Annotated in this window: 18 protein-coding genes, 3 tRNA genes and 1 pseudogene; 13 read left to right on the plus strand and 9 right to left on the minus strand. The window is 56.1% G+C overall.

The window, feature by feature from the left end:
- Positions 1–147: 147 nt before the first annotated feature.
- From aat to ACFSE1_RS16680, 6 genes are all read right to left on the minus strand, one after another.
- The gene (aat, locus tag ACFSE1_RS16655; RefSeq protein WP_377403772.1) at positions 148–765 is read right to left on the minus strand and encodes a leucyl/phenylalanyl-tRNA--protein transferase; all 618 of its coding nucleotides are present in this window, start codon (positions 763–765) and stop codon (positions 148–150) included.
- Between the two features lie 2 nt (positions 766–767).
- Complete coding sequence (gene accC / locus ACFSE1_RS16660; RefSeq protein ID WP_377403775.1) at positions 768–2,117, minus strand: acetyl-CoA carboxylase biotin carboxylase subunit; 1,350 nt, start codon at positions 2,115–2,117, stop codon at positions 768–770.
- A gap of 9 nt (positions 2,118–2,126) precedes the next feature.
- Positions 2,127–2,606, minus strand: a complete 480-nt coding sequence (accB, locus tag ACFSE1_RS16665; protein WP_377403778.1) for an acetyl-CoA carboxylase biotin carboxyl carrier protein — start codon at positions 2,604–2,606, stop codon at positions 2,127–2,129.
- A 26-nt stretch (positions 2,607–2,632) separates the two neighbouring features.
- A complete protein-coding gene (gene aroQ, locus ACFSE1_RS16670) occupies positions 2,633–3,070 on the minus strand; it encodes a type II 3-dehydroquinate dehydratase (RefSeq protein WP_377403781.1) in 438 nt (145 codons plus the stop codon).
- Between the two features lie 118 nt (positions 3,071–3,188).
- Positions 3,189–3,953 carry a DsbA family protein gene (locus ACFSE1_RS16675; RefSeq protein WP_377403783.1) on the minus strand — a complete coding sequence of 255 codons (765 nt, stop codon included), beginning with the start codon at positions 3,951–3,953 and terminating at the stop codon, positions 3,189–3,191.
- Between the two features lie 325 nt (positions 3,954–4,278).
- A complete protein-coding gene (locus ACFSE1_RS16680) occupies positions 4,279–7,233 on the minus strand; it encodes an Rne/Rng family ribonuclease (RefSeq protein ID WP_377403786.1) in 2,955 nt (984 codons plus the stop codon).
- A gap of 672 nt (positions 7,234–7,905) precedes the next feature.
- Here ACFSE1_RS16680 and ACFSE1_RS16685 point away from each other — a divergent pair.
- From ACFSE1_RS16685 to prfB, 3 genes are all read left to right on the plus strand, one after another.
- Positions 7,906–9,096 (plus strand): N-acetylmuramoyl-L-alanine amidase, encoded by a 1,191-nt coding sequence (locus ACFSE1_RS16685; RefSeq protein ID WP_377403823.1) that lies wholly within the window; start codon positions 7,906–7,908, stop codon positions 9,094–9,096.
- Positions 9,097–9,264: 168 nt separating this feature from the next.
- Complete coding sequence (locus ACFSE1_RS16690; RefSeq protein WP_377403789.1) at positions 9,265–11,718, plus strand: penicillin-binding protein 1A; 2,454 nt, start codon at positions 9,265–9,267, stop codon at positions 11,716–11,718.
- Between the two features lie 83 nt (positions 11,719–11,801).
- A protein-coding gene (gene prfB, locus ACFSE1_RS16695) for a peptide chain release factor 2 (protein WP_377403792.1) occupies positions 11,802–12,933 on the plus strand; the annotation gives its coding sequence in 2 pieces (ribosomal slippage) (positions 11,802–11,870 and positions 11,872–12,933; 1,131 coding nt in all).
- An 84-nt stretch (positions 12,934–13,017) separates the two neighbouring features.
- Here prfB and ACFSE1_RS16700 read toward each other — a convergent pair.
- Positions 13,018–13,791, minus strand: a complete 774-nt coding sequence (locus ACFSE1_RS16700) for an NAD kinase (RefSeq protein ID WP_377403795.1) — start codon at positions 13,789–13,791, stop codon at positions 13,018–13,020.
- A 156-nt stretch (positions 13,792–13,947) separates the two neighbouring features.
- Here ACFSE1_RS16700 and ACFSE1_RS16705 point away from each other — a divergent pair.
- Positions 13,948–14,023, plus strand: a tRNA-Thr gene (locus ACFSE1_RS16705).
- A gap of 705 nt (positions 14,024–14,728) precedes the next feature.
- Here the strand turns inward: ACFSE1_RS16705 and ACFSE1_RS16710 are convergent.
- Positions 14,729–16,474, minus strand: coding sequence for an oligosaccharide repeat unit polymerase (locus tag ACFSE1_RS16710; RefSeq protein WP_377403798.1), 1,746 nt, complete (start codon positions 16,472–16,474; stop codon positions 14,729–14,731).
- 550 nt (positions 16,475–17,024) lie between these two features.
- On the opposite strand from ACFSE1_RS16710, the gene ACFSE1_RS16715 reads away from it, so the two are divergent.
- The 6 genes from ACFSE1_RS16715 to ACFSE1_RS16740 all read left to right on the plus strand — a co-directional run bounded on the left by ACFSE1_RS16715 (position 17,025) and on the right by ACFSE1_RS16740 (position 22,515).
- Positions 17,025–17,345 (plus strand): hypothetical protein, encoded by a 321-nt coding sequence (locus ACFSE1_RS16715; protein WP_377403801.1) that lies wholly within the window; start codon positions 17,025–17,027, stop codon positions 17,343–17,345.
- A gap of 394 nt (positions 17,346–17,739) precedes the next feature.
- On the plus strand, positions 17,740–18,201 hold the full coding sequence (locus ACFSE1_RS16720) for a chemotaxis protein CheW (RefSeq protein ID WP_377403804.1): 462 nt from the start codon (positions 17,740–17,742) through the stop codon (positions 18,199–18,201).
- A 53-nt stretch (positions 18,202–18,254) separates the two neighbouring features.
- Positions 18,255–18,752 carry a putative pterin-binding protein gene (locus tag ACFSE1_RS16725; RefSeq protein WP_377403808.1) on the plus strand — a complete coding sequence of 166 codons (498 nt, stop codon included), beginning with the start codon at positions 18,255–18,257 and terminating at the stop codon, positions 18,750–18,752.
- Positions 18,749–20,974 carry an ATP-binding protein gene (locus ACFSE1_RS16730; protein WP_377403811.1) on the plus strand — a complete coding sequence of 742 codons (2,226 nt, stop codon included), beginning with the start codon at positions 18,749–18,751 and terminating at the stop codon, positions 20,972–20,974. Before ACFSE1_RS16725 ends, ACFSE1_RS16730 begins: the two co-directional genes overlap by 4 nt.
- A gap of 12 nt (positions 20,975–20,986) precedes the next feature.
- On the plus strand, positions 20,987–22,048 hold the full coding sequence (locus ACFSE1_RS16735) for an HD domain-containing phosphohydrolase (protein WP_377403814.1): 1,062 nt from the start codon (positions 20,987–20,989) through the stop codon (positions 22,046–22,048).
- Between the two features lie 68 nt (positions 22,049–22,116).
- Positions 22,117–22,515 (plus strand): response regulator, encoded by a 399-nt coding sequence (locus ACFSE1_RS16740; protein ID WP_377403817.1) that lies wholly within the window; start codon positions 22,117–22,119, stop codon positions 22,513–22,515.
- Positions 22,516–22,601: 86 nt separating this feature from the next.
- Here ACFSE1_RS16740 and ACFSE1_RS16745 read toward each other — a convergent pair whose 3' ends face one another.
- Positions 22,602–23,477, minus strand: a complete 876-nt coding sequence (locus ACFSE1_RS16745) for a TrmH family RNA methyltransferase (protein WP_377403820.1) — start codon at positions 23,475–23,477, stop codon at positions 22,602–22,604.
- A gap of 193 nt (positions 23,478–23,670) precedes the next feature.
- Between ACFSE1_RS16745 and ACFSE1_RS16750 the strand changes: the two genes are divergently transcribed.
- The 3 genes and pseudogenes from ACFSE1_RS16750 to ACFSE1_RS16760 form a co-directional block, all read left to right on the plus strand.
- A tRNA-Tyr gene (locus ACFSE1_RS16750) sits at positions 23,671–23,755 on the plus strand.
- Between the two features lie 26 nt (positions 23,756–23,781).
- A tRNA-Gly gene (locus tag ACFSE1_RS16755) sits at positions 23,782–23,855 on the plus strand.
- Between the two features lie 176 nt (positions 23,856–24,031).
- Positions 24,032–24,097 (plus strand): annotated as a pseudogene (locus ACFSE1_RS16760) (GTP-binding protein); the annotation flags it as partial.

Below are 24,097 nucleotides of genomic sequence, written 5' to 3' on the forward strand. Positions count from 1 at the left end.
CCTCCTCAGTTGGAACCTTGAATCACGATCTCACTAAAAAGGAAATCCTGAATGTCCACACGCCCTAGGCTCGCTTCTCTGAGTTCCGTCTCTGCCTGGGTTGCTTTTGGTTTCGCAAAACCGGCACACAGTTTACTGCTGCCTTGTTTAAAAGGTCGCAGGCGGCCCCTGGAGGGCTTGCTTGAGCAGGACGAGATAGTCCTCCTTGGGTACATCAACGGCACCCAACGTCTTCAAATGCTCGGTGGTGAACTGCGTATCAAGCAAGCGAAAGCCCGATGACCGCAAATGCTCGACCAGATGCACGAGGCAAATCTTGGAGGCATTGGTTCGGCGCGTGAACATGCTCTCACCAAAGAAGGCGGAGCCGAGCGAAACGCCGTACAGCCCTCCGACGAGCTGATCCCCCTCCCAGGCTTCAACGCTATGTGCATGCCCCATCTGGTGCAGCTGCGTATAGAGTGTGCGGATTGTCTGGTTTATCCAGGTGCTGGGGCGATCCGGTGCTGCCTCTGCGCATCCTGCCATAACGGCTTCGAAGGCGGTGTTGAGGCGAATTTCAAACGGTGATTGCCGGATTACTTTTCTCAGGCTGCGGGATACATGAAGGCCATCAAGCGGAATGATGCCGCGGATCTCGGGTTCCACCCAGAAAAGCTCCGGGTCATCCACCGAGTCAGCCATAGGAAAGAGACCTATGGAATAGGCGCGCAGCAGGATATCTGGTGTTATTGCCGGATATGAACTGCTGCGCGAACCTGCCATTCTTATGCGTCGGCCTTTTCGCCAGCCAGGTATTTTTCCAGCCAATGGATATCGTAATCACCATTGGCGATATCCTGGTTGGAAACCAGATCCTGGAAGAGCGGAAGGGTGGTCTTGATACCGTCTACCACGAACTCGTCCAGCACACGGCGAAGGCGCATCATGCATTCGACGCGGGTGCGGCCATGCACGATCAGCTTGCCGATCAAGCTGTCATAGTAGGGCGGGATCTTGTAACCGGCATAGGCACCTGAATCCACGCGAACACCCAAACCACCCGGCGCATGGAAATGCGTGATTGTGCCGGGAGAAGGCGTGAAGGTGCGTGGGTCTTCTGCATTGATGCGGCACTCGATCGCGTGACCGGAGAAGGTGATTTCCTCCTGCGTGACCGAAAGTCCCGCGCCGGATGCAACGCGAATCTGCTCATGGACCAGATCGATGTTCGTGATCGCTTCCGTGATCGGATGCTCGACCTGCAGGCGGGTGTTCATTTCGATGAAATAGAACTCCCCGTTTTCGTAGAGGAATTCGATGGTGCCAGCACCACGATACTTCATCTTCTTCATGGCGTCGGCGCAGATCTGACCGATCTTCATGCGCTGCTCGACGTTGAGGGCAGGGGAGTTTGCCTCTTCCCAGACCTTCTGGTGACGGCGCTGGAGCGAGCAGTCGCGCTCACCCAGATGGATGGCATTGCCTGCCCCATCGCCAACCACCTGAACCTCAATGTGGCGAGGCTTGCCGAGGTACTTTTCCATGTACACGGCATCATTGCCAAAGGCCGCCGCTGCTTCCGAACGGGCCGTATTGAATGCCTCTTCCAGATCGGCCTCGGTCTTGGCAACCTTCATGCCGCGTCCACCGCCGCCGGCAGTGGCCTTGATCAGAACGGGGAAGCCGATGCGCCGCGCCGTTTCCAGTGCGGTATCGGGCGTGACTTCGCCATCGGAACCGGGAACGACCGGAATGCCAAGCTCAACCGCGGTCTTCTTCGCCGTGATCTTGTCGCCCATCAGGCGGATGTGCTCCGCCGTCGGTCCGATAAAGGTAATGCCGTGTGCTTCCAGGATGTCAGCGAACTTCGCGTTTTCCGAGAGGAATCCATAGCCCGGATGCACGGCATCCGCGCCCGTGATTTCGCAGGCAGCGACGATCTGATGAATGTTCAGATAGCTGTCACGCGAGGGGGGCGGGCCGATACAGACGCTTTCGTCCGCCAGCCTGACATGCATGGCGTTGGCATCGGCCGTCGAATGGACGGCGACTGTTGCGATGCCGAGTTCCTTGCAGGCGCGAAGCACGCGAAGGGCGATTTCGCCTCGGTTGGCAATGAGAATCTTGGAGATCATGGATCCGCCTTATTCGATGACGATCAGCGGCTCGCCATATTCAACCGGCTGCGCGTCGTTCACGATGATTTCCGTTACCTTGCCCGAGCGAGGCGCCGGGATCTGGTTCATGGTCTTCATGGCTTCGATGATAAGCAGCGTCTGACCTTCCTTGACGGTCGCGCCGACTTCCACAAATGCGCGGGCGCCGGGTGCCGGGGAAAGATAGACCGTGCCCACCATGGGAGCGGTGACTGCGTTGCTGCGATCGACGCCAGCCGGTGCAGCGGCAACGGCGGGTGCTGCAGCTGCAGCCGGGGCAGCCGCAGGTGCGGCAAATTGCTGTACGGCAGGTGCTGCCTGGATGTACTGCGGAGCCTGAACATTGCGCGAAACGCGAATGCGCAGGTCATCCTGCTCCACTTCGATTTCGGTCAGGTCGGTATCATTGAGGATGTTCGCCAGATCGCGGATCAACCCCTTGTCGATACCGTTCTTCTTCTCAGACATGGTCAACCTATGTGTTCTGTTGTTCTTTAGCTGGTTATGTCGCGCAAGGCACGCAATGCAAGCACATAGCCGCCCGGACCCAATCCGCAGATCATGCCCTTGGCCGCAGGTGCGATCATCGATTTATGACGGAATTCTTCACGTGCATGGATATTTGAAATATGAACTTCGATTACCGGCACCGAAATGGCGCGGATTGCATCATGCAAGGCAATCGACGTATGGCCGTAAGCGCCAGGATTGATAACGACGCCAACTGTCCTGTCATCTGCCTCATGCAGACGGTCCACAAGGGCCCCCTCGTGATTGCTTTGAAAGCACTCGACGGAGAAGCCCAGCTCCTTGCCCATTGCGATGCAATCGCTCTCAATGTCCTTCAGGGTTTTGCCGCCATAAATGCCTGGCTCACGCTTACCCAGCATGTTGAGGTTGGGACCATTGAGGACAAAGACTGTCTTGCTCATAGAGTTTCCATCATAAAACCACGGGAACCTATAGACCGCCAAGGCCGCAAGGGAAAGCCCCCGGTCACGAAAGCCGTGCATAACCGGGGGTAAAGGGTTTTTAACTGGTGAATGTTGATTAGCAAGTTGCCTTTCCGCAGCTGCGAATGTTGGCAATCTTCGAACTCAGCTCCTCGTGGCCCACCGCGCCAAAGACAGCTTCATTCCCCACCACATAAAATGGCGTGCCGGTGACGCCAAGATTGTTGGCAAGTTCGTAAGTGGCCCGGACCTGCGGTTCATTGGACTTCTCACTCATCGATTTGCGGATTGCCTTTTCATCAATGCCAAGCTTCGCGGCCACTGCCAGCGCTGTTGCTTCAGTGGCGCGGGTTTGCCCGCCCAGCAGTTGCTTGTGGAATTCGGGGTATTTATCCGGTGCTGTCAGGCGCACCGCATTGGCAACGCGATGGGCAGCCATGGAATCCGGCCCAAGGATCGGGAATTCCTTGAGGATGAAGCGGACATCCTTGTCCTGCGACAGGATGGTTTCCATGTCCTGCAATGCCCGTTTGCAGTATCCGCAATTGTAATCAAAGAATTCAACGACAGTCACACTGCCTTTGGGATTGCCGAGAATGACGTCGTCTGGTGATGAGAAGATTGCCTTCGAATTGGCTTCGATGCCATTTGCCGCCTGATTGACGCGGGCTTCCTGCTGCTTTTTCTCCAGTGCGTCCTGCACTTCCAGCATGATCTCGGGGTTTGAGATCAGATATTCGCGGATGAACGCGCCCATTTCCTTCTTTTGCTGTTCATCCAGGGCCTGCGCGTGAGCGGACTGCGCAATCATGGCCGAACATGCCATCAAGCCTGCGATAAGACTGCGGGAAAAGGCTTTCATTTCTATCCTCTGCTGCCATGTGGCTACATGGCCTGTTGAATGAATCGGATCGCAAAGATGCGGTGCGGACCAGACAATAGTCATCACGCCGCAGCACCACAAATTCACATTGATGTGCATATTCGGCGCATTGATGACAGTTCTAAAGCACGTTGCGGCTTATCAGCCTCATGCAACGTGCTTTAACTTCTTGTTTTACGCATGTCGTCATCGCAAAACCGCTGCACACTTTTGCGCAACATGCTGTCTAAAGATCTGTTGTTTCGCCGAAAACAAAAACGGCCGCAATCAATGCGGCCGTTCCTGCTTTAATCCTGACTTCCGATCAAAGGAAGCCGCGGCGCTGCCACCAGCCGGCCTTTTTGGGCTTGCTGCTTTCAGCTTCCTTTTCGGCTTCTGCCGGCGCGCTTGACTTCACGACAGGCTCGGAAAAGGAGATGTTGGAAGCGCGATTTGCACGTGCCGGCTTCTGATCCTCATCCTCAGCGTCAGTCTGGGGGGCTGGTTCTACTGCGACGCTCTCTTCGGATGCAGCAGCGACTTTAACCTCAGGCTCCGCCGTGATGGCTGGTTCGGCAGTGGCGACAGCCGGCGCAACCTCTTCCTTGTCAGCGACGACCTCTTGCGTTTTCGGCGACGCCTTGGCGCGACGGGTACGGCGCGGCTTGGCGGGCTTTGCTTCCACTTCGGCCTCAGCCTCTGCAGGAGCCGCAGCAACTGCTGCTTCCACGGCTTCAGCTTCCGCTGCTGCTACGTCGACCGCCGGCTCTTGCGCAGGAGCTTGCGCAACCAGTGGAACTTCGTCGCCAGCAGTGCTTTCAGAAGCATCATCGCTGGCACCGTTTTCATCCGAATCGCCAGAGGCAGCAGATGCGTCCTCCTCGCCATTGCGATTGCGACGCCCTCCACGTTTGCCGCGACGGCGGCGCTTGCGGCGGGAGCCTTCATCGCCATCAGCCTGTGCGGACTGAGCGGCAGATTCAGAGCCGGTTTCCTCTCCGTCTTCGTCGTCTTCGTCCCCTTCGGAGCCGCCAACGTCATCGGAAGATGCACTCTGGGGTGAATCTCCATTCCGCTCGCCATTGCGGTTGCGACGACGACGCCGACGCTTGCGCTTGCGGTTGCCCTGCTCATCGTCTGAGCGAGAGTCCTGGCTGGATGCCGCTGCAGGCGTCGCTTCCATGTCCTCTTCGTCATCCACTTCGATGACGATGTCGTCCTCTTCCTCTTCCACGGGCATCGCCGTGAACTGAAGCAGGCTCTCAACCTTGATCGGGTTGGCAACAGGCTCGCCGCGATCAATGGCGAAATGGCTTGCGCCGATACCAATATCGGACTCGATGAAGATGGAAACGCCGAAGCGGTGCTCATAATCCACCACGTTCGCCCGCTTCTGGTTCAGCAGGTAAAGCGCGATATCCGGCGTGGTGCGCACGGTGATATCGTGAGTGGTGTTTTTCAGCAGGTATTCCTCAACGCCGCGCAGGACATGCAGGGCAACCGACGATTGCGAACGGACGTGACCCGTGCCGCCGCAGTGCGAGCAGACCTGCGTGGTGGACTCCAGCACGCTGGCGCGAATGCGCTGACGCGACATTTCAAGCAGGCCGAAGTGTGAAATCCGGCCGACCTGGATGCGGGCGCGGTCATTCTTAAGGCAATCTTTCAGCTTCTTCTCGACGGCGCGATTGTTGCGCTTTTCTTCCATGTCGATGAAGTCGATGACGATCAGGCCGGCAAGGTCGCGAAGGCGCAACTGGCGGGCAACTTCTTCAGCAGCCTCAAGGTTGGTCTGCAGCGCCGTCTCTTCAATCGAGTGCTCGCGCGTGGAGCGACCAGAGTTCACGTCGATCGCAACCAGTGCTTCTGTCTGGTTGATGATCAGATAGCCACCGGATTTCAGCGTCACCTGCGGCTGCAGCATACGGTCAAGCTGCGCTTCGATGCCGGAGCGCGAGAAGATAGGATGCAGGTCGCGGTAAGGTTGAACGACCTTCGCGTGGCTCGGCATCAGCATCTTCATGAAGTCTTTCGCTTCACGATAGCCTTCTTCGCCAGCAACGATGATCTCGGAAATATCTTTATTATAAAGGTCACGAATGGACCGCTTGATGAGCGAACCTTCTTCGTAAACCAGACAGGGCGCGATGGAATTCAATGTCAGGGTGCGGACATTTTCCCAAAGACGCATCAGATATTCAAAATCGCGCTTGATTTCGACGCGCGTACGGTTCGCACCGGCAGTCCGCAGGATGACGCCCATGCCTTGCGGCACGTCGAGCTCGCGCGCGATTTCCTTCAGGCGCTTCCGATCGGTCGGGTTGGTGATTTTACGTGAAATACCGCCACCACGCGCCGTGTTCGGCATGAGAACCGAATACCGTCCGGCAAGTGAGAGATAGGTCGTCAGAGCTGCGCCCTTGTTGCCGCGCTCTTCCTTCGCCACCTGAACCAGCAGGATCTGACGGCGCTTGATGACTTCCTGGATGCGGTACTGCTTGCGCGGCTTGCGGAAAACCCGATCCGGCACTTCTTCCATGGCGTCTTCGGCGCCAACGGACTCGATCACTTCCTTCTCGTGATCGCCATCGTCGTCGTCATCATCATCGTCATCGCGAGACCGGCGGTCCGACACGTCTTCGGAAATCGAATCGGTTTCGACCATTGCCGCCATTTCGCCGGGCGTGCTGTCGTCGCTGGCATCGGTGGATTCGCTTGCCTCGGCAGGAGTTTCCTCCACGGCCTTCTTGCGTGAACGCGTGCGGCGCGGCTTGGCTTTCGGCTTTTCTTCTGCCGCTACTGCAGCTGCTTCTTCCTCGGCTGGTTCTGCCGGGGCTTCTGCTGCGGATTGCTCCGCATCGGATGATGCTGTGGATGCGTCCGGCTCTGCGCCGAGTGCCGCATCAACCTGGGCTGCGATACCGATGTCAGGCTGTTCAGTCTTGGAAAGATCGACGACAGGCTCGAAATCATGATCCGAATTGCGCGGATTGTCTTCCATTTCCGCCTGGATGAGGGCCTGACGATCAGCGAGCGGGATCTGGTAGTAATCCGGGTGGATTTCGGCGAAAGCCAGAAAGCCGTGTCGATTGCCGCCGTAATCGACAAATGCGGCCTGAAGCGATGGTTCAACGCGCGTTACCTTCGCCAGGTAAATATTGCCGCGTATCTGCTTCTTGTGCTGCGATTCGAAGTCAAATTCTTCAATCCGGTTTCCCCGGACGACTACGACGCGCGTCTCCTCTTCATGAGACGCATCGATAAGCATTTTGTCTGCCATAGAACATGTGCTCCTCGGCGCGAGCGCGTGCATACACGGCGGCCAGGCGTCATGCCTAGGCTACTGTGTCTCGCGTTCTGTGCGCCGGATAAGAAATTTCCCGATGGAATGGTTGTCTGCGGCATCGCCATGGGAAACAGAGCAGCAACCGCTCCATTTCGTTTCCCCGGAAAATGCAATCTGTGCCGCAACATCAAAGACCAGACGAGAATGACGTTATACAAGGCCCACTGAAGGACCCGATGAATTTGCTCCCGATGAGCTGGATGGCGAACCATCCGGTATTGTTCCGGCCACCGCCGGCGTAGAGTTTGTATCAGGCCAGATGTAGAGACGGCGGATGACCGTGCTTTACGGCGCCAGGACTTGAAGCTGGCAGCCTATCAACAGACTATCCCGTCGACACCTAAACCCTCAAACGACTTGTATGTTTTATCTGTCATAATAGCAAGCGGAAAGCCCGGTCTGCCACAATATGGATCAAATTTGAGTATTAGCGGCAAGCGCTATGGCTGCAGGCATTGGTGTGCATTCGAGTGATCGTGTAAAAATGAGATTCGGTCCTGGAGACTCGATGACAGATCGGAAAGCGGGTGCATGAGGCAAAAAAGGCTGCAGATTGAGCGTGTAACGCTTCGCTTTTTGCGTGTGCTTTGCAATTTTTTCCTGCTGATGCCGATGCTGCTGACGTTTCCCGGCTTTGTTGCGGCGACGGAAAAGGCCGAAGATCCGCTCCTTGCGTTTGGGGCGCGCATCGTCGGCGATGATGCCCGGTCCCGCGTCGTCATCGATTTCGACGGCAAGCCGGATTTTTCCGTTCACTATGTCGAATCACCTGAGCGCGTTGTGATTGATTTGTCGGCAACCGCCTTCGGCTTTCCGCCTGCGGATCTGGCGGCGCGCGGGCTGTTTAAGGACATTCGTTACGGCACCATGGGGGAGGGCAGCGCGCGCATCGTGCTGACGGCCATCCGACCCGTGCATCTTGTTATGGCCGAGGTGCAGAAAAACGAAGAGAAAGGCTACCGTCTCGTGCTCGACGCCGAGATGACGACCAGGGAAAAATTCGCTGAACTGGTGAAGACGCAAAAGTGGGGGGAGGTTCAAGAAGGAACCAATGCTGCACTCAACACCATCTCGCCGGAAGACCAGGGCCATGATGGTGTTTTCGTTGTTGCCGTCGATGCGGGGCACGGGGGGATCGATGCCGGTGCATCCGGTTCCTCTACGAAAACGCCCGAGAAGGAAATCACACTGGCTTTCGCCAAGGAGCTGGCGGAAAAGCTGAACCGTCAGCCGGGTGTAAAGGCGATGCTGACCCGCACGAATGACAGTTTCCTCTCCCTGTCCGAGCGGGTTGTGCTGGCGCGCCAGAGCAAGGCAGATCTCTTCATTTCGCTCCATGCGGATACGCTGGGGCAAAAAGGCATCCGTGGCGCGACCGTTTACACGCTCTCGGACACTGCATCAGACCGGATGGCCGCTGCGCTGGCGGCACGCGAAAATCTGTCCGATCAGCTGGCTGGCTATTCCATCGAGGTTCCGCAGCCGGAAGTGGCGGATATTCTTCTGGACCTGACGCGCCGGGAAACGCAGGCCTTTTCCATTGCGCTTGCCAATCGTGTGGTGAAATCCTTCGAAGGCCAGATCGGCCTCATCAACAATCCACATCGTTACGCGGGCTTTCAGGTGCTGCGCGCGCCGGATATTCCCTCGATTCTTCTTGAGCTTGGCTTTCTCTCCAATGAGGAGGATGAGAAGCTGCTTCTGAGTGACGAATGGCGGGATCGGCTGACGACACTCCTGACGGAAGCCATTATGCGTTACCGAAATTCGGCCTTGGCCGGAGGGGGCGAACCGTGAGGAAGCCCTATTTTACTCACATTCAAAGCGTTACTCATGCCCCTATACCATATCACGACTCGTTGCTTTTGAACCGGCAATGCTTGCGCTTGCGGGTCGCTCGTGCAAAACGCGTGAAACTATGAAATGGTGCAGCCAGCACCTGAGAGACTGAAGCGGTAGCTAAGAATGATCAGATTGCTTGGATATTTTTTCGGATTGGCCTGCGTCGGCTTTCTAGCCGTTGCGGCCGTCGCCGCCGTCTATCTGGCCGGAGTATCCAAGGATCTGCCGAATTATGAAGTGCTGGCTTCTTACGAGCCGCCGGTTGCGACGCGCGTTCATGCAGGCAATGGCGCATTGATGGCGGAATACGCTCGTGAAAAGCGGCTCTTTTTGCCCATTCAGGCCATTCCGGACCGTGTGAAGGCGGCCTTCATTTCCGCCGAAGACCAGAATTTTTATACGCATCCGGGCGTCGATGCCTGGGGCCTCGGACGTGCGATCGTCAACAACATCCAGAATATTGGCTCGGGCCGCCGCCCGGAAGGTGCCTCGACCATTACGCAACAGGTGGCGAAAAACTTCCTGCTCTCTGCGGACCAGACAATCGACCGCAAGGTCAAGGAAGCGATTCTTTCCTTCCGCATCGAGCAGACCTATTCGAAGGACAAGATTCTCGAACTTTATCTCAATGAGATCTTCTTCGGCTTCAACTCCTACGGCATTGCGGGTGCCGCTCTGACCTATTTCAACAAATCGGTGACGGAACTCACCATCGCCGAGGCTGCTTATCTGGCGGGTCTTCCCAAGGGGCCTGCGAACTATAATCCTTTCCGACATGAGCAGGCCGCGCTCACGCGCCGCAACTATGTCATCAGCCGCATGGCCGAGGACGGTTACATTACGGCCAGCGATGCGGAGGAGGCGAAGAAGCAGCCGCTTGGCGTTAACATGAACCGCGGCGGCGCAACGGTTGCAGCATCCGATTATTTCTCCGAGGAAGTCCGTCGTCAGATCATCGAAAAATACGGAGACAAGGCGCTTTACGAAGGCGGCCTTTCGGTCCGCACCTCTCTGGATCCGCAGTTGCAGATCATGGCGCGTGCGGCACTTCAGCATGGCTTGGTAGAATATGATGAGCGCCGTGGCTTCCACGGGCCGATCGCGCGAATTTCGGTCACGGGCGACTGGGGTCCGGAGCTTGCCAAGGTTCCCGTGTTGCGCGATGTGCCTGAGTGGCGCCTGGCCGTGGTGACAGCCGTTTCTGACAAGGAGGTCGATATCGGCCTTCAACCCGGCACCGCCGGGGGTAAGGTCGTGGAGGAGCGCGAGAAGGGCGTAATTCCTGCCGACGAGATGAAGTGGGCCTATCGCGATGCCAAGAACGCACGCAAGACCGCGAAATCGCCAACGGGCGTTCTGGAAACGGGCGATGTGGTCTATGTCGAGCAGGTTCAAGGCAAGCAGGGCATCTATCGCCTGCGTCAGCCGCCCAAGGTGCAGGGCGGCATGGTAGTGATGGATCCGCATACGGGCCGAGTTCTGGCCATGGTTGGCGGCTTCTCCTACGGTCAGTCGGAATTCAACCGCGCAACGCAGGCGATGCGTCAGCCCGGTTCGTCCTTCAAGCCTTTCGTCTATGCGGCTGCTCTCGATAATGGCTATACGCCAGCTTCGGTTATTCTGGACGCACCTATCGAGGTTGTATCTGGCGGGCAGGTGTGGAGCCCGGACAATTATGGTGGCGATTCCGGTGGACCGTCCACCTTGCGCATCGGCATTGAAAAGTCGCGCAACCAGATGACGGTCCGTCTGGCGCAGGACATGGGAATGGAGCTTGTTGCCGAATATGCCGAACGCTTCGGTATCTACGACAAGATGGCTCCACTGTTGTCCATGTCTCTCGGTTCCGGTGAAACCACGGTTCTGCGCATGGTTTCTGCCTATTCCGTGATTGCTAATGGGGGCAAGCAGATCAAGCCCACGCTTGTGGACCGTATTCAGGATCGTTACGGCAGGACCATCTTCCGCCACGAGGAGCGCACCTGTGAAGGATGCAACTTCAACAGCTGGGCGCAGCAACCGGAACCGACCTTGGTGGATAACCGCGAGCAGGTGCTTGATCCGATGACGGCCTATCAGATCACATCTATGATGGAAGGCGTGGTTCAGCGCGGCACGGCAGCCGGCAAGATACCGGTGAAGGATCGCCCTGTCGCAGGTAAAACCGGCACTACTAACGATGAAAAGGATGCCTGGTTCGTTGGTTTCACGCCAAATCTCGTTGCCGGCCTTTACATCGGCTTCGACACGCCGTCGCCGCTCGGTCGCGCTGGCACAGGCGGCAGCCTGGCCGCTCCGATTTTCGGTGAGTTTCTGGCTCAGGCAGCGAAGGTTACGCCACCCACGAAATTTCAGGTTCCTGCGGGAATGCAGTTCATAGCCGTGAACAGGAAGACTGGCATGTTTGCCCTTGAAGGTGAGCCGGACACCATTGTGGAAGCCTTCAAGCCGGGAACCGGCCCTGCCGATACGCTGACGGTCATTGGTGCCGATGCGCAGCTTCCGCCGGAAGAAATTCTCAAAACATCGCCGCAGGCACAGCAGGCTGTAACCTCGGGTTCTGGCGGCCTATTCTGACGGACGTACCGTGGCGCGGGCTTTACAGCCTGCGCATTGAACACTATTCAGCCCCTTTCCCAAAAGGATGAAGAAAGCAGAGAATGCGTAACGAGACCCTGAATATTGTCGATGAAATCAAGCAGGCCATAAGCCTGCTGAGGAGGCATCTTTGACTGGGATCAGGCGGTAAGACGACTGGACTGGTTGAATAACAAGGCAGAGGATCCCAACCTCTGGAACGATGCTGGCGAGGCACAGAAGTTGATGCGCGAGCGTCAGCAGCTGGAGGACAGCATCAGTGGTGTGCGTTTGCTTGAGCAGCAGCTCAAGGACAACATCGAACTCATTGAACTGGGCGAGGAAGAGGGCGACGATTCGGTTGTCCGCGATGCGGAAGAGGCGTTGAAGGCGCTGCGGTCCGATGCTTCGCGCCGTCAGGTGGAGGCGATGCTTTCCGGTGAAGCAGACGCCAATGACACCTATTTGGAAGTTCATTCCGGCGCGGGCGGCACGGAGAGCCAGGATTGGGCGAACATGCTGCTGCGCATGTATTCCCGCTGGGCAGAGCGTGCAGGCTTCAAGGTTGAAGTTCTGGAAGTGCATGACGGCGAAGAGGCTGGCATCAAGTCTGCGACCATTCTGGTGAAGGGGCACAATGCCTATGGCTGGCTGAAGACCGAATCGGGCGTGCACCGTCTGGTTCGCATCTCCCCCTATGACAGCAATGCGCGCCGGCATACGTCATTCTCGTCCATCTGGGTGTATCCGGTGGTCGATGACTCGATCCAGATCGACGTTAACGAAAGCGATTGCCGGATCGACACCTATCGTGCCTCCGGCTCCGGTGGTCAGCACGTCAACACGACCGATTCGGCGGTGCGTATCACGCACGTACCGAGTGGCATCGTCGTTGCCTGCCAGCAGGAGCGTTCACAGCATAAGAACCGCGCCAAGGCGTGGGACATGCTTCGTGCTCGTCTCTATGAGGCGGAGCTGAAGAAGCGTGAAGAGGCCGCGAACGCGGAAGCGGCGTCCAAGACGGACATTGGCTGGGGACATCAGATTCGCTCATATGTTCTGCAGCCGTATCAGCTCGTCAAGGATCTTCGCACCGGGGTTGAAAGTACCGCTCCGGGCGACGTTCTGGATGGTGAATTGAACGAGTTCATGGAAGCAGCGCTTGCCCACCGCATTAGCGGGAAGGCAAATGCAGAGGTTTCTGATATCGACTGAGGCCAGACCCTGTTCGAACTATGGCTGAAGGCGCGGGCGCATAGTGCGTTCCGCGCCTTTTTTACTGGGCAAGGCTCACCTGAATTAGTCCGAGAACTGCTCGGCAAGAATGCGTTCCGACCAGGAGTGGTCAGGATCGGATAGAATTTGCGCAGTCCTGTGCCGAGATTGCTGGATCGTGACATGCAGAACGCTTTTGACCTCGGTATTATCTGCCACGGCATTCACGGGCCGCTTTTCCGGTTCCAGAATGTCCAGCTCCACGCAGACTTTGTTCGGCAGCAGTGCGCCGCGCCATCGGCGAGGACGGAAGGCGCTCACCGGCGTCATAGCAAGCAGGGGGGCTTCCAGGGGCAGGATAGGGCCATGGGCCGAGAGGTTATAGGCCGTTGAGCCTGCGGGCGTTGCAATCATCAGGCCATCGCAGATCAGTTCATCCAAGCGAACATGGCCATCGATCGTCACGCGAATTTTCGCCGCCTGATAGGATTGACGAAAAACATAGACCTCGTTGATCGCGAGAGCGATGGACGTGGTGCCATCGGCATTGCGCGTCTTCATTTGCAGCGGATGAAAATCGTTCTCCACCGCTTTGTCTATGCGCTCATAAAGGCTGTCGATTCGGTAATCGTTCATCAGAAAGCCTACCGAACCGCAATTCATGCCATAGAGCCGTTTGCCGCTGTTGATGGTCTGATGCAGTGTTTGGAGCATAAAGCCGTCGCCGCCCAAGGCAACGATTACATCCGCTTCCGAGAGGGGCGCATTGCCATAGATGGCTGTGAGTTCCTCGAAGGCACTTTGCGCTTCCGGGGCAGGAGAGGCCAGGAAGCCAAGTTTCTGTTGACTCGAAGACATGCGAAACCCTCATTAACCCTCACTTCGTATAGGAAAAACAATCTTGCCGACAAGCCCGCTGACAGCTGGTGCGGTTTTGATTGTTGAAAAATCTTGCGAGGGAATGCGAGTTAGCTCTTTACAGCCGGGCCAGTTATAGGTAGTTGCACCTCCATTGCCCTTGTAGCTCAGTTGGTAGAGCACCTGATTTGTAATCAGGGGGTCGCGGGTTCGAACCCTGCCGGGGGCACCATACTTTTCTCATCCATTAGGTTTGACTTAGTTCTTTCTTCAACGGTTGGACGTTGCCGCGCACATGCTACCGACCGATGTCGGTCAAATCCCGGTACGACTGCCTACGTGCAGCAATAGCTCGAATGCCGGCCTTTGGGCGGTTTCTTCCGGCCATCTAGCTCGATAGGCTTTCGCGTCTTCAATCGTCCATGTAGGGAGACTTTTCCATTGGCTTTACGCTTTGAGACGCCTTCGCATGGGTTGATTTTGAAGTGATCATATAAAAGAGCCCAAGGGAACAAAGCGGCATGGCTTTGAGGCAATTGTTTGCCTAGACGGGTGTATCGGCCATCCGATCCATAGAGTTGCGAATATATGTTGCTTCGATTTTAGCAAACTGGATATTGCCGGTATCGGTCGTGGCATTGTGAAATATGCTTGAGCGTTGCCCATAGATTCCGTCAGAAAGGATCCGCCAAGCGGTGCGCTCCATGCAGTGCGAGACGAGCTATCTAACGGTTCAGAAGCTATTCGACTGTTTTTGGAGAGGCGTTGTTATGGCGGTAAGAAGCGCGGCATAGGCTTGTCGGAATTCGTTGCTTTCCGGGTCGTCAGGCGAACGTGCGTGCGGGCCTTGTCAACCCGAAAATAGAGCAGGACACTTACGTAATGCGTCACCGTTTTTCGTGACGCATTTTGACAGGCGTTTGATGTCCTTGCTCCGTCAAACTCGTTTCTCCGGCTGATTACGCTTCGGAAAACGGCGGGTGGCAAAGCTTTTCCCGGCTAGAGCCGCCCACACGATAGCCGTTACAAGCCAAGCGCTCTTCCATACGAGAAGGCTAATAATATACGATGTGTATATGAAGCCTATAAGTAAGATAAAGAAGGCTTGGCTTGCTGGAGCATTTTTGTATTCCAGCAGTTGTCGGTATGCTGCTGACGAAACCCATCCAAAAAGACCCATGAATATCAATGACCCCACGATGCCGAAATCATAGATAAGGCCACGATATAAGGTATAAATATTTGACATGATTAGTCCGTCCACCCGATAATATTCTGTAAAGTATCCGGGTGGCAACTCGTAACCTGGGTTCATTATTCTGCCAATCGCCATAAAGGTCCAGAACCCCCAAGTTCTATGGTTTGGATCAATGTAAGACGAAGGCTTTTCGTTGTAATAGGCTTCGAGCCAATGGGTGAATGCAAAGAAATGCCCAAAAGCGTACGAGCGAACATAATTGCCAAGACCGCTAGGGCTACTGGAGGCTTGTGACCCTTCCTCATTCGGAACGCTGGGGCTCAGGATCTCGACCTTTGATTCAGCAGGCTTGTTTGTCTCACTACTATCTTTGTGTGCCGCTTCCTCATTTGGCACGACGGGGCTCTGGATCGCGATCTCGGATTCGGCAGGTTTGTTTGTCTCACTGCTATCTTTGAGTGCCGCTTCCTCATTTGGCGCGACGGGGCTCTGGATCGCGATCTGGGATTCGGCAGGTTTGTTTGTCTCACTGCTATCTTTGAGTGCCGCTTCTTCATTTGGCACGACGGGGCTCTGGATCGCGATCTCGGGTTCGGCAGGCTGATCAGATACGGGGCTATCTCCGTTCAAGCCAATATCGGGAGCTTGAGAGCGGGTTATTAAGGCTGAAGCAAGTCCTTCAACGACTTCGGCGGATCGTCCTGTTTCGGAGCATGCTCCGACGGTTGTTCTGTTTAAGAGGCTGATCGCGACGGCCGGAATGAGAAGAATCACCAAAACGACGCCTGCCGCCACTGTTCGGGGTGTCAGCAGATATGTTTTACCAAATGAATGTCTCTCCACCAACGTGGCGCCAAACATGAATGCGGCTGCGAGAAACAACGTCCCTTTATCCGCGTACATTATCATGAATACTAAAGATGGTAATAAGGCGAACGTCAGGACCGCCAGCTGAACGAGAATGTTTCTTATTCGAGGCAACAAAAAACCAGCCAAAATCGCGCAAAAATAGTTTAGAATTGTTGCTGTTTGACTGAATACGTTCGGCGTGAAGTTTCCGGAGTAGCGTAGGGCTAGGTATTCGCAGCCTGTTCCGATCGGGTCAATAAGCGCTCTGGCGAGGGGGAAACCTTGTGCATTCAGATTGCCCAGCGTTACGCTGAGTGTCGCTATTTGACAAAAGCCAAACACAATTATGAGGAGGTTGTATTGCTTAACGTTATGACTTGCCGACCGCCGACGGGCTTCTGCAATTGGCCCACTCCAGTCTTGGGTGAATGCGGGCGCGCCGTAGATGATTGCCGCTGACATAATGTACAATGTCGGCATAAGTGGCACGTCAATCTGTGGTACGAACAACTGCGGCATGCATGTCATGAAGCACCAGAACAGGGCAAAGATAACTGCAGGGTGCGACCAGCACTGGGTCCGCCAGTATGCGAAAAGCCCGAAGCAACCAATGAGCAAGCTAAAGAAAAGCGGCATAAGATTCCCCTGAAAACGGGATGCAAGTTCCACATTTCCAGATGTTTTTCAACCGTGGACTGTGACTTAATGACGCCAAGGGTGTCGCGAGCTTGATTGGCTTTAGAATTAAAGCAGCAAACGTCAAATACCGCAAATTTGAAGGCCATGATGCGACAACCGCGAAGCGCTCGGCAGGCACCATACCCCTGCATCCTAATAGTAATTTACGCTACCTGACCACATTTTCTTCCATCCAAGCGTGGCGATCGAGTCGCAGCCACCCCTAACCTCGGGACATCGCTATGACGTTCGAACAGCGGCTCAACAGCCGACTGATTGCTCAGTGCTAATCAATTTCAACCGATGGCGATTGGGGCAGAGCCTCTATTAAAGCGCTTAAGTTATTCCAGTAGCTTGAAGCATTGACCGTACCGGCGTTGCCAGCCGGCAATGTCAAAGCCTTGCACCCTGATTCTGGCGCTGCTGTCGCCTCTGTAGCGGCTTCTGGTCCGGTCGCGACTATACCGCCTTGGATGGCAGAGATGCGCCGCCGCATGGGTTGCACCAAGTGCGCGACAAGCCCAACGACTTGCTGAACATAGACAAGTTCCTGAATGATGCGGCTTCGTTGCCTTGGTGTGGCGATGCCGACGAAAGCCTCGTCGCCAGTATGCTGCCGACCGAGCCTTTGCCGCCGAACCAGTTTTTCGCCCAGGCGCGGAAGACTTTCGGTATTGATGCGCATACCCCACTTGTCGGCGCGGTCGGCGTCATCCGTTGTCCAGGCGCTCTTGACGGATTATCGACCAACCCTCCCGGTGGTGTGGTATGGCGGCCCATGGCGGATTTTATTCTACTCGACGTCAAGGTTATCGTCTTGCGTCGGTAGCTCACACTGCAGATGTCAGACGACGACAGCCTCCAAAGACAGTTCAGGCATGGCTCTTATCGTGCCGAAAATGTGAGAATTTGCTCAAATTGAAATAATTCCTTCAATGCTCCTTAGGTTATTTCACCTAGATTTGGGGTATCGGGCGATGCGGTAGCATCTCCACCGAAATGAACGCGGTCCCGACCGGATAAAACGTTGATAGTGTTGGCTTATTGAATCCAGTGCCGCAGCGGGTTATCGTTTTCCAGATCCTCGGACGGATCGGGAAATCCGTTTCAGTAAGCTTCAGCCACTGCGTTTATCCGGAATTACTCAAATTCAAAGTTGTCCTGGCACCCTGCGCGAGATGCTGCAGCAGGTTCAGGCGAACCGGATGAAACGGGGGCTTCCCATGACGGCTGTAAGCAGATCCAATTCGCTCGAAATCATTGCCTTCCGCCTCGGAGAGCAAAATTTCTGCATTCATACTACGGCTGTGCGCGAAATTAGGGGGTGGGGGCCTTCGATGCCCGTTCCCAATGCGCCTGATTTCGTGGTGGGTGTGATCAATCTTCGCGGCAAAGTTATTCCGACGATCGATCTTGCCCGCCGGCTTGGCATGATGCCGGCAGAGCGCACCGAGCGCAGCGCCATTGTCGTGGCCGAGGCAGGGGCGACCATCATTGGGCTGATCGTCGATCACGTGACCGACATGCTGACGGTTCCGGCCGATCAATTGCAACCCGTGCCGCAGGTCTTCCAATCCTTCGACAGCAAGTATTGCGACGGTATCCTGACGCATGATGATGGCATGATCTGCTTTCTCAATCTGGAACGGCTGTTTGAAAACGACCGCATTCCGGAAGCTGCGTGATCCTCGCCTGAACGGCTTTTTCTTTCCCTCCAACGCACACGGGATGTACTGGCATGCGCATCTTCAACCTCCTCGCTGCAGCAGTCATTTTCATCGCTCCCTCGGCCTTTGCGCTCGATGCACCCAAGGGGCCAGTTATTCTGACCGTCAAAGGCGATCTGGCTCACCCCAATATGGGCAAGACGGCCCAGTTCGATCTGGAAATGCTGGAGAAGCTTGCAGGTCGGCAGTCAACCGTGCGTACGCCCTGGACGGAAGGTGAAACCACCTTTTCGGGTCCGTTGTTGCGGTCTGTGCTGGAGGCCGCTGGTGCCCGGGGCAACAAGTTGCTGGTACGCGCCCTCAATGACTACTTCGCGGAAGTGCCGCGGGACGACGCCGATAAGATCGATAGCATTCTGGCAACACGCCAGAACGGAAAGGTCATGTCCGTAAGGGACAAAGGCCCCCTTTTCCTCGTCTACCCCTTCGACAAGGATCCTTCCCTTTTCAATGAGAAATACTTCTCCCGCTCCGTGTGGCAAATCAAGGAGGTTGAAGTACAGCCGTGACAGTTGAGGGTCCATTCGGTGGAGATGTCCTAAGGCGTGCAAGCCGCACAACCGCAGCTCTTCAGCTATTTGCGGTTCTGCTGCTTGGCGGTCTTGTATCCATCTATTTCGATATAACTCACCGGCAGGGGAACCTGCAGGATGCCGTGCGTGAGAACGCCATGTGGTCTGTCTACCAGCTTGATCGCGAGGCGAACGAGTTGAGGCGCGGCCTGGAAGCTTCGGCCCTATCTGAACGTTTCACACTGGCTAATCTGCAGGATTCGGCCCTGCGCTATGACATTATCTATTCCAGGCTTACGCTGTTGAGGCAGTCGAAGTTCGAAGAGAGCTTCTCGCTGGATAATGAGGTGCACCAAAAGTTGCGGCAGGTTCAGGATATTGTTGCCAGTGCGCAGCCGACCTTCGATTTGATCGCCGGTGGTAGTCTTCCGTCGGACGAAGCGCTCAAGACAGTGACTGCGAAGATGAAGCAGCTCTCCAGCATCACCGGTGATCTGCTGATCTACACAAACAGCACCACAAGCATTGAACGCGCCAAGGGCCGGCTGGAGATAGAACGTCTGCAGCGCAATGCCATGATTATCATTGGCCTTCTTGTGGTGTCCGTTGTGTTTCTCATTGTGACCCTGCGCAGGCAATTGCGCGGTGTTCAGGCGGCAGGTGTGAGCCTTGAAGAGATGGCGAGAGAACTCACCGTTTCCTACCAGGCGGCGGAGGCGGGTAATCGCGCGAAATCGCAATTCATGGCCACGATGGGCCATGAGATTCGAACGCCACTGAACGCTATCCTCGGAATGGTGGAATTGCTGGAACTGGACAGGCCGCCGCAGGACACCTTGGCGAAAGTTCGGACGATTCGCCGCTCAGGCGAGGCGTTGCTCGACGTGATCAACGAGATACTCGATTTCGCCAAGATCGAACACGGCAAGCTGGAACTGGAAGAGCGTTCTGTGGATCTCCAGAGTCTTGCGGAAAGCTCGGCCGAGATGATGCGAGGCCGCGCCGTAGAGGCTGGCAACAAGGTCGAGATCGATCTGCCCCATCGCTGGCGCGCCCGTTGGGTCCATTCCGATCCGACCCGTTTGCGGCAAGTCATGCTTAACCTGATGAGCAATGCGGTTAAGTTTACCCAGGGCGGAACCGTCACTCTTCGCATGCGCCAACTCCTGCGAAAGGATCAGATCTGGCTGCGGGTGGAAGTTCAGGATACTGGCATCGGAATCAGCGAAGAGGGGCGCGACAAGCTGTTCCGGCCCTTCTCCCAGGTGGATTCCAGCATCAGCCGCAAATATGGCGGCACCGGATTGGGCCTGACCATTTGCAAAGAAATCATCGATCGGTTTGGCGGGCGTATCGGCGTCGATAGCGTTCCGGGATTCGGGAGCCTGTTCTGGTTCGAAATTCCCGTTGAACAGGCGGAGGGCGTATCGCTTGAGCCTGCGCAAAGCTCCAGCCCCCAGAGTGTGTCAAAGCGGCTGAAGATTCTGGTCGCGGAGGACAACAAGATCAATCAGCAGGTCATCCTCGGCTATCTGAAGCATCTGGGGCAGGAGGTTATCATTGTTGACCATGGTGAGGCAGCCGTGCAGCGCGCCCGTGAGGAGCAGTTCGATCTCATTCTCATGGATATGCAGATGCCTGTGATGGACGGTATCGAGGCAACCCGTGTTTTGCGGGCCAAGGATGGACCTGCGCCTCACACCCCCATCATCGCACTCACGGCGAATGCTTCCGATCAGGACAGAAAGGCCTGCGAGGACGCCGGTATGAACGGGTTCCAGTCGAAACCCATCACCCTTGCCGTGCTGGCGAGCCTGATAGAACGCACGGTGCCAGAGCCAAGAACTGTGCCTGAACAGGAAAACAACAGCGTGATGAAAGAGACTGCAGCCAATGGCGGCGCAAGTGCGGTGGATGCGTTGACCGCACGCCGTCAGGAGATTGAAGATATTCTTGGTCCCGAAGCTTTCCAGGAATTGCTGGATGCCTTCTTCGACGATGCAATCGATGTTCTTTCGTCGTTAAATGAAGCCATGCAGCACGGACGTAAAGAAAATTTTGACAAGCTTCTGCACAACCTGAAGGGCGCTGCATCCAATGTGGGGCTAGCGGAACTTGCGGATTTTGCACAATCACTTCGGCAGAAGGAACCGACGGCAGCCGACATTGCGCATCTATCGGAAACTGTACTTGCTGCACGATCAGCTTTGGCCGCCTGAAAGAGGATGAATATGAATATTCTCGTAGTCGATGACAACAAGACCAACCTTGTCCTTCTGAAGAAGCTGGTTTCGACAGTGGAGGGCTGTAGTGCAATCGGCTTTTCCAGCCCGGAAGAAGTGCTGCAAGCCATGCCGGAACTGGATTTCGATATCGGCGTGATCGATTTTCAGATGCCCGTCTACAACGGTGTCGATCTGCTGGTTGAAATCCGCCGCTTTGAGAAATATCGCGACAAGCCTTTCGTTGTTGTGACCGCCGATGACGACACGGCGACCCGGATGACGGCTTTGAACGCGGGAGCGATCGATTTCCTCACAAAGCCGATTAATCCTCTGGAGTTTCAGGCGCGCGTCCGCAACCTCGTGGCGCTCACCAATGCCCGCAACCAGCTAGCAGAGCGTGCCGATTGGCTGCGGACAGAGGTGGAAAAGGTAGTCACCGAGCTGCGGGAGCGTGAGAAGGAAATCATCTATCGCCTGACGCTGGCCGCCAGCTACAAGGATCCTGAAACCGCCATGCACACCTTGCGGGTGGGCGCCTATTCCGAGGCGATAGCAAAGGCCTATGGTTTGCCGGATGATCTGTGCGCCGACATTCGTCTGGCAGCGCCGATGCACGACATTGGTAAAGTTGGCATTCCCGATGCAGTTCTGCTCAAGCGCGGTTCCTATACGGAAATCGAGCGGGAGCAGATGCAGGTGCACACATCCATCGGCAGCCATATCCTCGGGCAATCGCGTTCGAGCCTGCTGCAACTGGCTGCAGAAATCGCCGGCGCTCACCACGAGCGTTGGGACGGGCAGGGCTATCCGCAGCGTCTTTCGGGCGATGCCATTCCGCTTGCAGGCAGAATCGTGGCCGTTGCCGACAGTTTTGACGCCCTGACAACCGCAAGGCCCTACAAGGATGCCTGGACGCTGGAGAGAGCCATCTCTCACATTCAGGAAAAGAGCGGCAGCCAGTTCGATCCGAAGGCCGTTGCTGCATTCATGCGTGCGCTGCCGGATGTCCGCAAGATCATGACCGCGCCGCTGGAGGATAGTTCCTCCTCTCCTGAAGCCGCGGCCTGAACTGTGACAGACGTGGGAACAATAACAGGAATCCCACGTTTTCCTCGTAGAATGGCGGGCAAAGGGATATGGCCTACCGAGTCTTGATCGTTGAGGATCAGCTTCTGATCGCGCTTCACATTGAAGACGCGGCGCTTGCGCTTGGCCATGAAGTCGTAGGGATTGCTGCCAATCAGTCCGATGCCTTGCGTTACCTCGATGAGTGCGACATTGCGCTAGTCGATGTCCAGCTGCAGGATGGTGTGACCGGGCCGGACATCGGCTCAAAACTCGCCCAGTCGGGGGTGGCGGTGGTATTCATGACCGCCAATCCGGATCTTCTGGGGGAAGGAGTGACCGGTACGCTCGGGGTAATCTCAAAGCCCTTGTTCGACCTCGAGTTGATCGGCTCTATTCAATATGCCGCAGAAGTGAAAGCAGGGCACGAGGCCCTGCCACCGGAACGTTTCCGTGCATTTGCTCACTGACGGAACATCACGGATAAGTCTTATATGGTCTGATCAGAAGCCCGCCCTGTGCTTCACGCGCCGCCAGCATATGATTCGAAGCTGCCTCACCGCTTGAGATGCAAGCCTGCTGCATAGAGTGCAATTGCTGCGGCATTCGACACGTTAAGCGACTTGATTTCACCCGGCATGTCGAGCCGTGCCAGCGCAGTCACAGTATCGCGTGTCTTCTGCCGTAAACCTTTGCCTTCAGAGCCCAGCACCAAAGCGATCTTGTCGCCGGAGAAGGTTCCCTCCAGCGGCTGCGGCCCTTCCGAATCGAGACCAATGGTCTGGAAACCCAGCTCGTGCAGCTCGTTGATGGCGTCTGCCAGATTGGTAATCTGGATATACGGAATCATCTCCAGGGCGCCCGAAGCCGATTTTGCAAGAACGCCGGATTCCGTCGGACTATGACGTTGCGTCGTGATCAGGGCGCCGGCATTGAAAGCGACGGCTGAGCGCATGATGGCGCCTACATTGTGAGGATCGGTCACCTGATCCAGAACGAGCAGGAGAGGGCTATCCTTCAGCGCATCCAGTCTGCGTACTGGCAGTGGCCGCGTTTCCAGCATGACGCCCTGGTGGATGGCTTCTGGCCCCAGTATCTTTTCAATATCGTGCGGCGAAACGAAATCCACAGGAAATGACAATGTGTCCGGGTGTCCGATTTCCAGACGCGCAAAGGCGTTCTGTGTCACGGAAAGACGGATCAGTTGCCGGGCTGGATTTGAAATCGCGGCCCTTACCGTATGAAGCCCGTACAGAAACACCTGTTCAGCAGCGAGGGGCGGCGGCGTCCAGTCTCCTGCGCCCTTTCGCTTGCGCTGAGGGGCGGGCGTCGGGATTTCCCCACGTTCGCGCATTGCATCGCGCACCTGCCGACGCAGGGTTGCGTAATGGCTGTCGCGGGGGGATTTGTCTTTTGTGTTATCCTTGCTCATGCGGTCTTATAGCGGCAGGCGCGTGCGGGCGAAAGCCCCGCCGCTATCCACAGCCTTGGCAGGAGATTTGAAATTTCCCGAATTTTTCGTTTGAGGCCGTGTTGACAGCAGCCGAAGTCGCGGTCATATAGCCGCCGTGACTGCAGCACACGAAGCGGTTCACAAGCTTGGACTTCGATCCGGACGGAATACTGGAGGGATGCCCGAGTGGTTAAAGGGGACGGACTGTAAATCCGTTGGCTCAGCCTACGTTGGTTCAAATCCAACTCCCTCCACCATTCTGATCCACGATCGAACAAGCCCCGCGGGTATAGCTCAATGGTAGAGCAGCAGCCTTCCAAGCTGAATACGCGGGTTCGATTCCCGCTACCCGCTCCATTATGATCCACGAAAGATTGCGCAGCATGTGCGCAGATTCAGGACGATGTCCAAACCCGTGGTTCACCCCGGTTCGGCCCGCATTTATGTCTTGCGCATCGAGCTGGAAAGCCTTAAACGGCGACACCAAATCCGCACGCGCGGATCGACCAATCTTTTGATCACAGGAAGCATCAATGGCAAAGAGCAAGTTTGAGCGTAATAAGCCGCATGTGAACATCGGCACGATTGGCCACGTTGAC

This window comes from Affinirhizobium helianthi (assembly GCF_042680945.1).
GTDB lineage: Bacteria > Pseudomonadota > Alphaproteobacteria > Rhizobiales > Rhizobiaceae > Neorhizobium > Neorhizobium helianthi.

Excerpts from the sequence above, each read along its gene's own strand:
- aat (WP_377403772.1), bottom strand. The coding sequence starts at position 765 with ATGGCAGGTTCGCGCAGCAGTTCATATCCGGCAATAACACCAGATATC.
- accC (WP_377403775.1), bottom strand. The coding sequence starts at position 2,117 with ATGATCTCCAAGATTCTCATTGCCAACCGAGGCGAAATCGCCCTTCGC.
- accB (WP_377403778.1), bottom strand. The coding sequence starts at position 2,606 with ATGTCTGAGAAGAAGAACGGTATCGACAAGGGGTTGATCCGCGATCTG.
- aroQ (WP_377403781.1), bottom strand. The coding sequence starts at position 3,070 with ATGAGCAAGACAGTCTTTGTCCTCAATGGTCCCAACCTCAACATGCTG.
- ACFSE1_RS16675 (WP_377403783.1), bottom strand. The coding sequence starts at position 3,953 with ATGAAAGCCTTTTCCCGCAGTCTTATCGCAGGCTTGATGGCATGTTCG.
- ACFSE1_RS16680 (WP_377403786.1), bottom strand. The coding sequence starts at position 7,233 with ATGGCAGACAAAATGCTTATCGATGCGTCTCATGAAGAGGAGACGCGC.
- ACFSE1_RS16685 (WP_377403823.1), top strand. The coding sequence starts at position 7,906 with ATGCCGATGCTGCTGACGTTTCCCGGCTTTGTTGCGGCGACGGAAAAG.
- ACFSE1_RS16690 (WP_377403789.1), top strand. The coding sequence starts at position 9,265 with ATGATCAGATTGCTTGGATATTTTTTCGGATTGGCCTGCGTCGGCTTT.
- ACFSE1_RS16700 (WP_377403795.1), bottom strand. The coding sequence starts at position 13,791 with ATGTCTTCGAGTCAACAGAAACTTGGCTTCCTGGCCTCTCCTGCCCCG.
- ACFSE1_RS16710 (WP_377403798.1), bottom strand. The coding sequence starts at position 16,474 with ATGCCGCTTTTCTTTAGCTTGCTCATTGGTTGCTTCGGGCTTTTCGCA.
- ACFSE1_RS16720 (WP_377403804.1), top strand. The coding sequence starts at position 17,740 with ATGACGGCTGTAAGCAGATCCAATTCGCTCGAAATCATTGCCTTCCGC.
- ACFSE1_RS16725 (WP_377403808.1), top strand. The coding sequence starts at position 18,255 with ATGCGCATCTTCAACCTCCTCGCTGCAGCAGTCATTTTCATCGCTCCC.
- ACFSE1_RS16735 (WP_377403814.1), top strand. The coding sequence starts at position 20,987 with ATGAATATTCTCGTAGTCGATGACAACAAGACCAACCTTGTCCTTCTG.
- ACFSE1_RS16740 (WP_377403817.1), top strand. The coding sequence starts at position 22,117 with ATGGCCTACCGAGTCTTGATCGTTGAGGATCAGCTTCTGATCGCGCTT.
- ACFSE1_RS16745 (WP_377403820.1), bottom strand. The coding sequence starts at position 23,477 with ATGAGCAAGGATAACACAAAAGACAAATCCCCCCGCGACAGCCATTAC.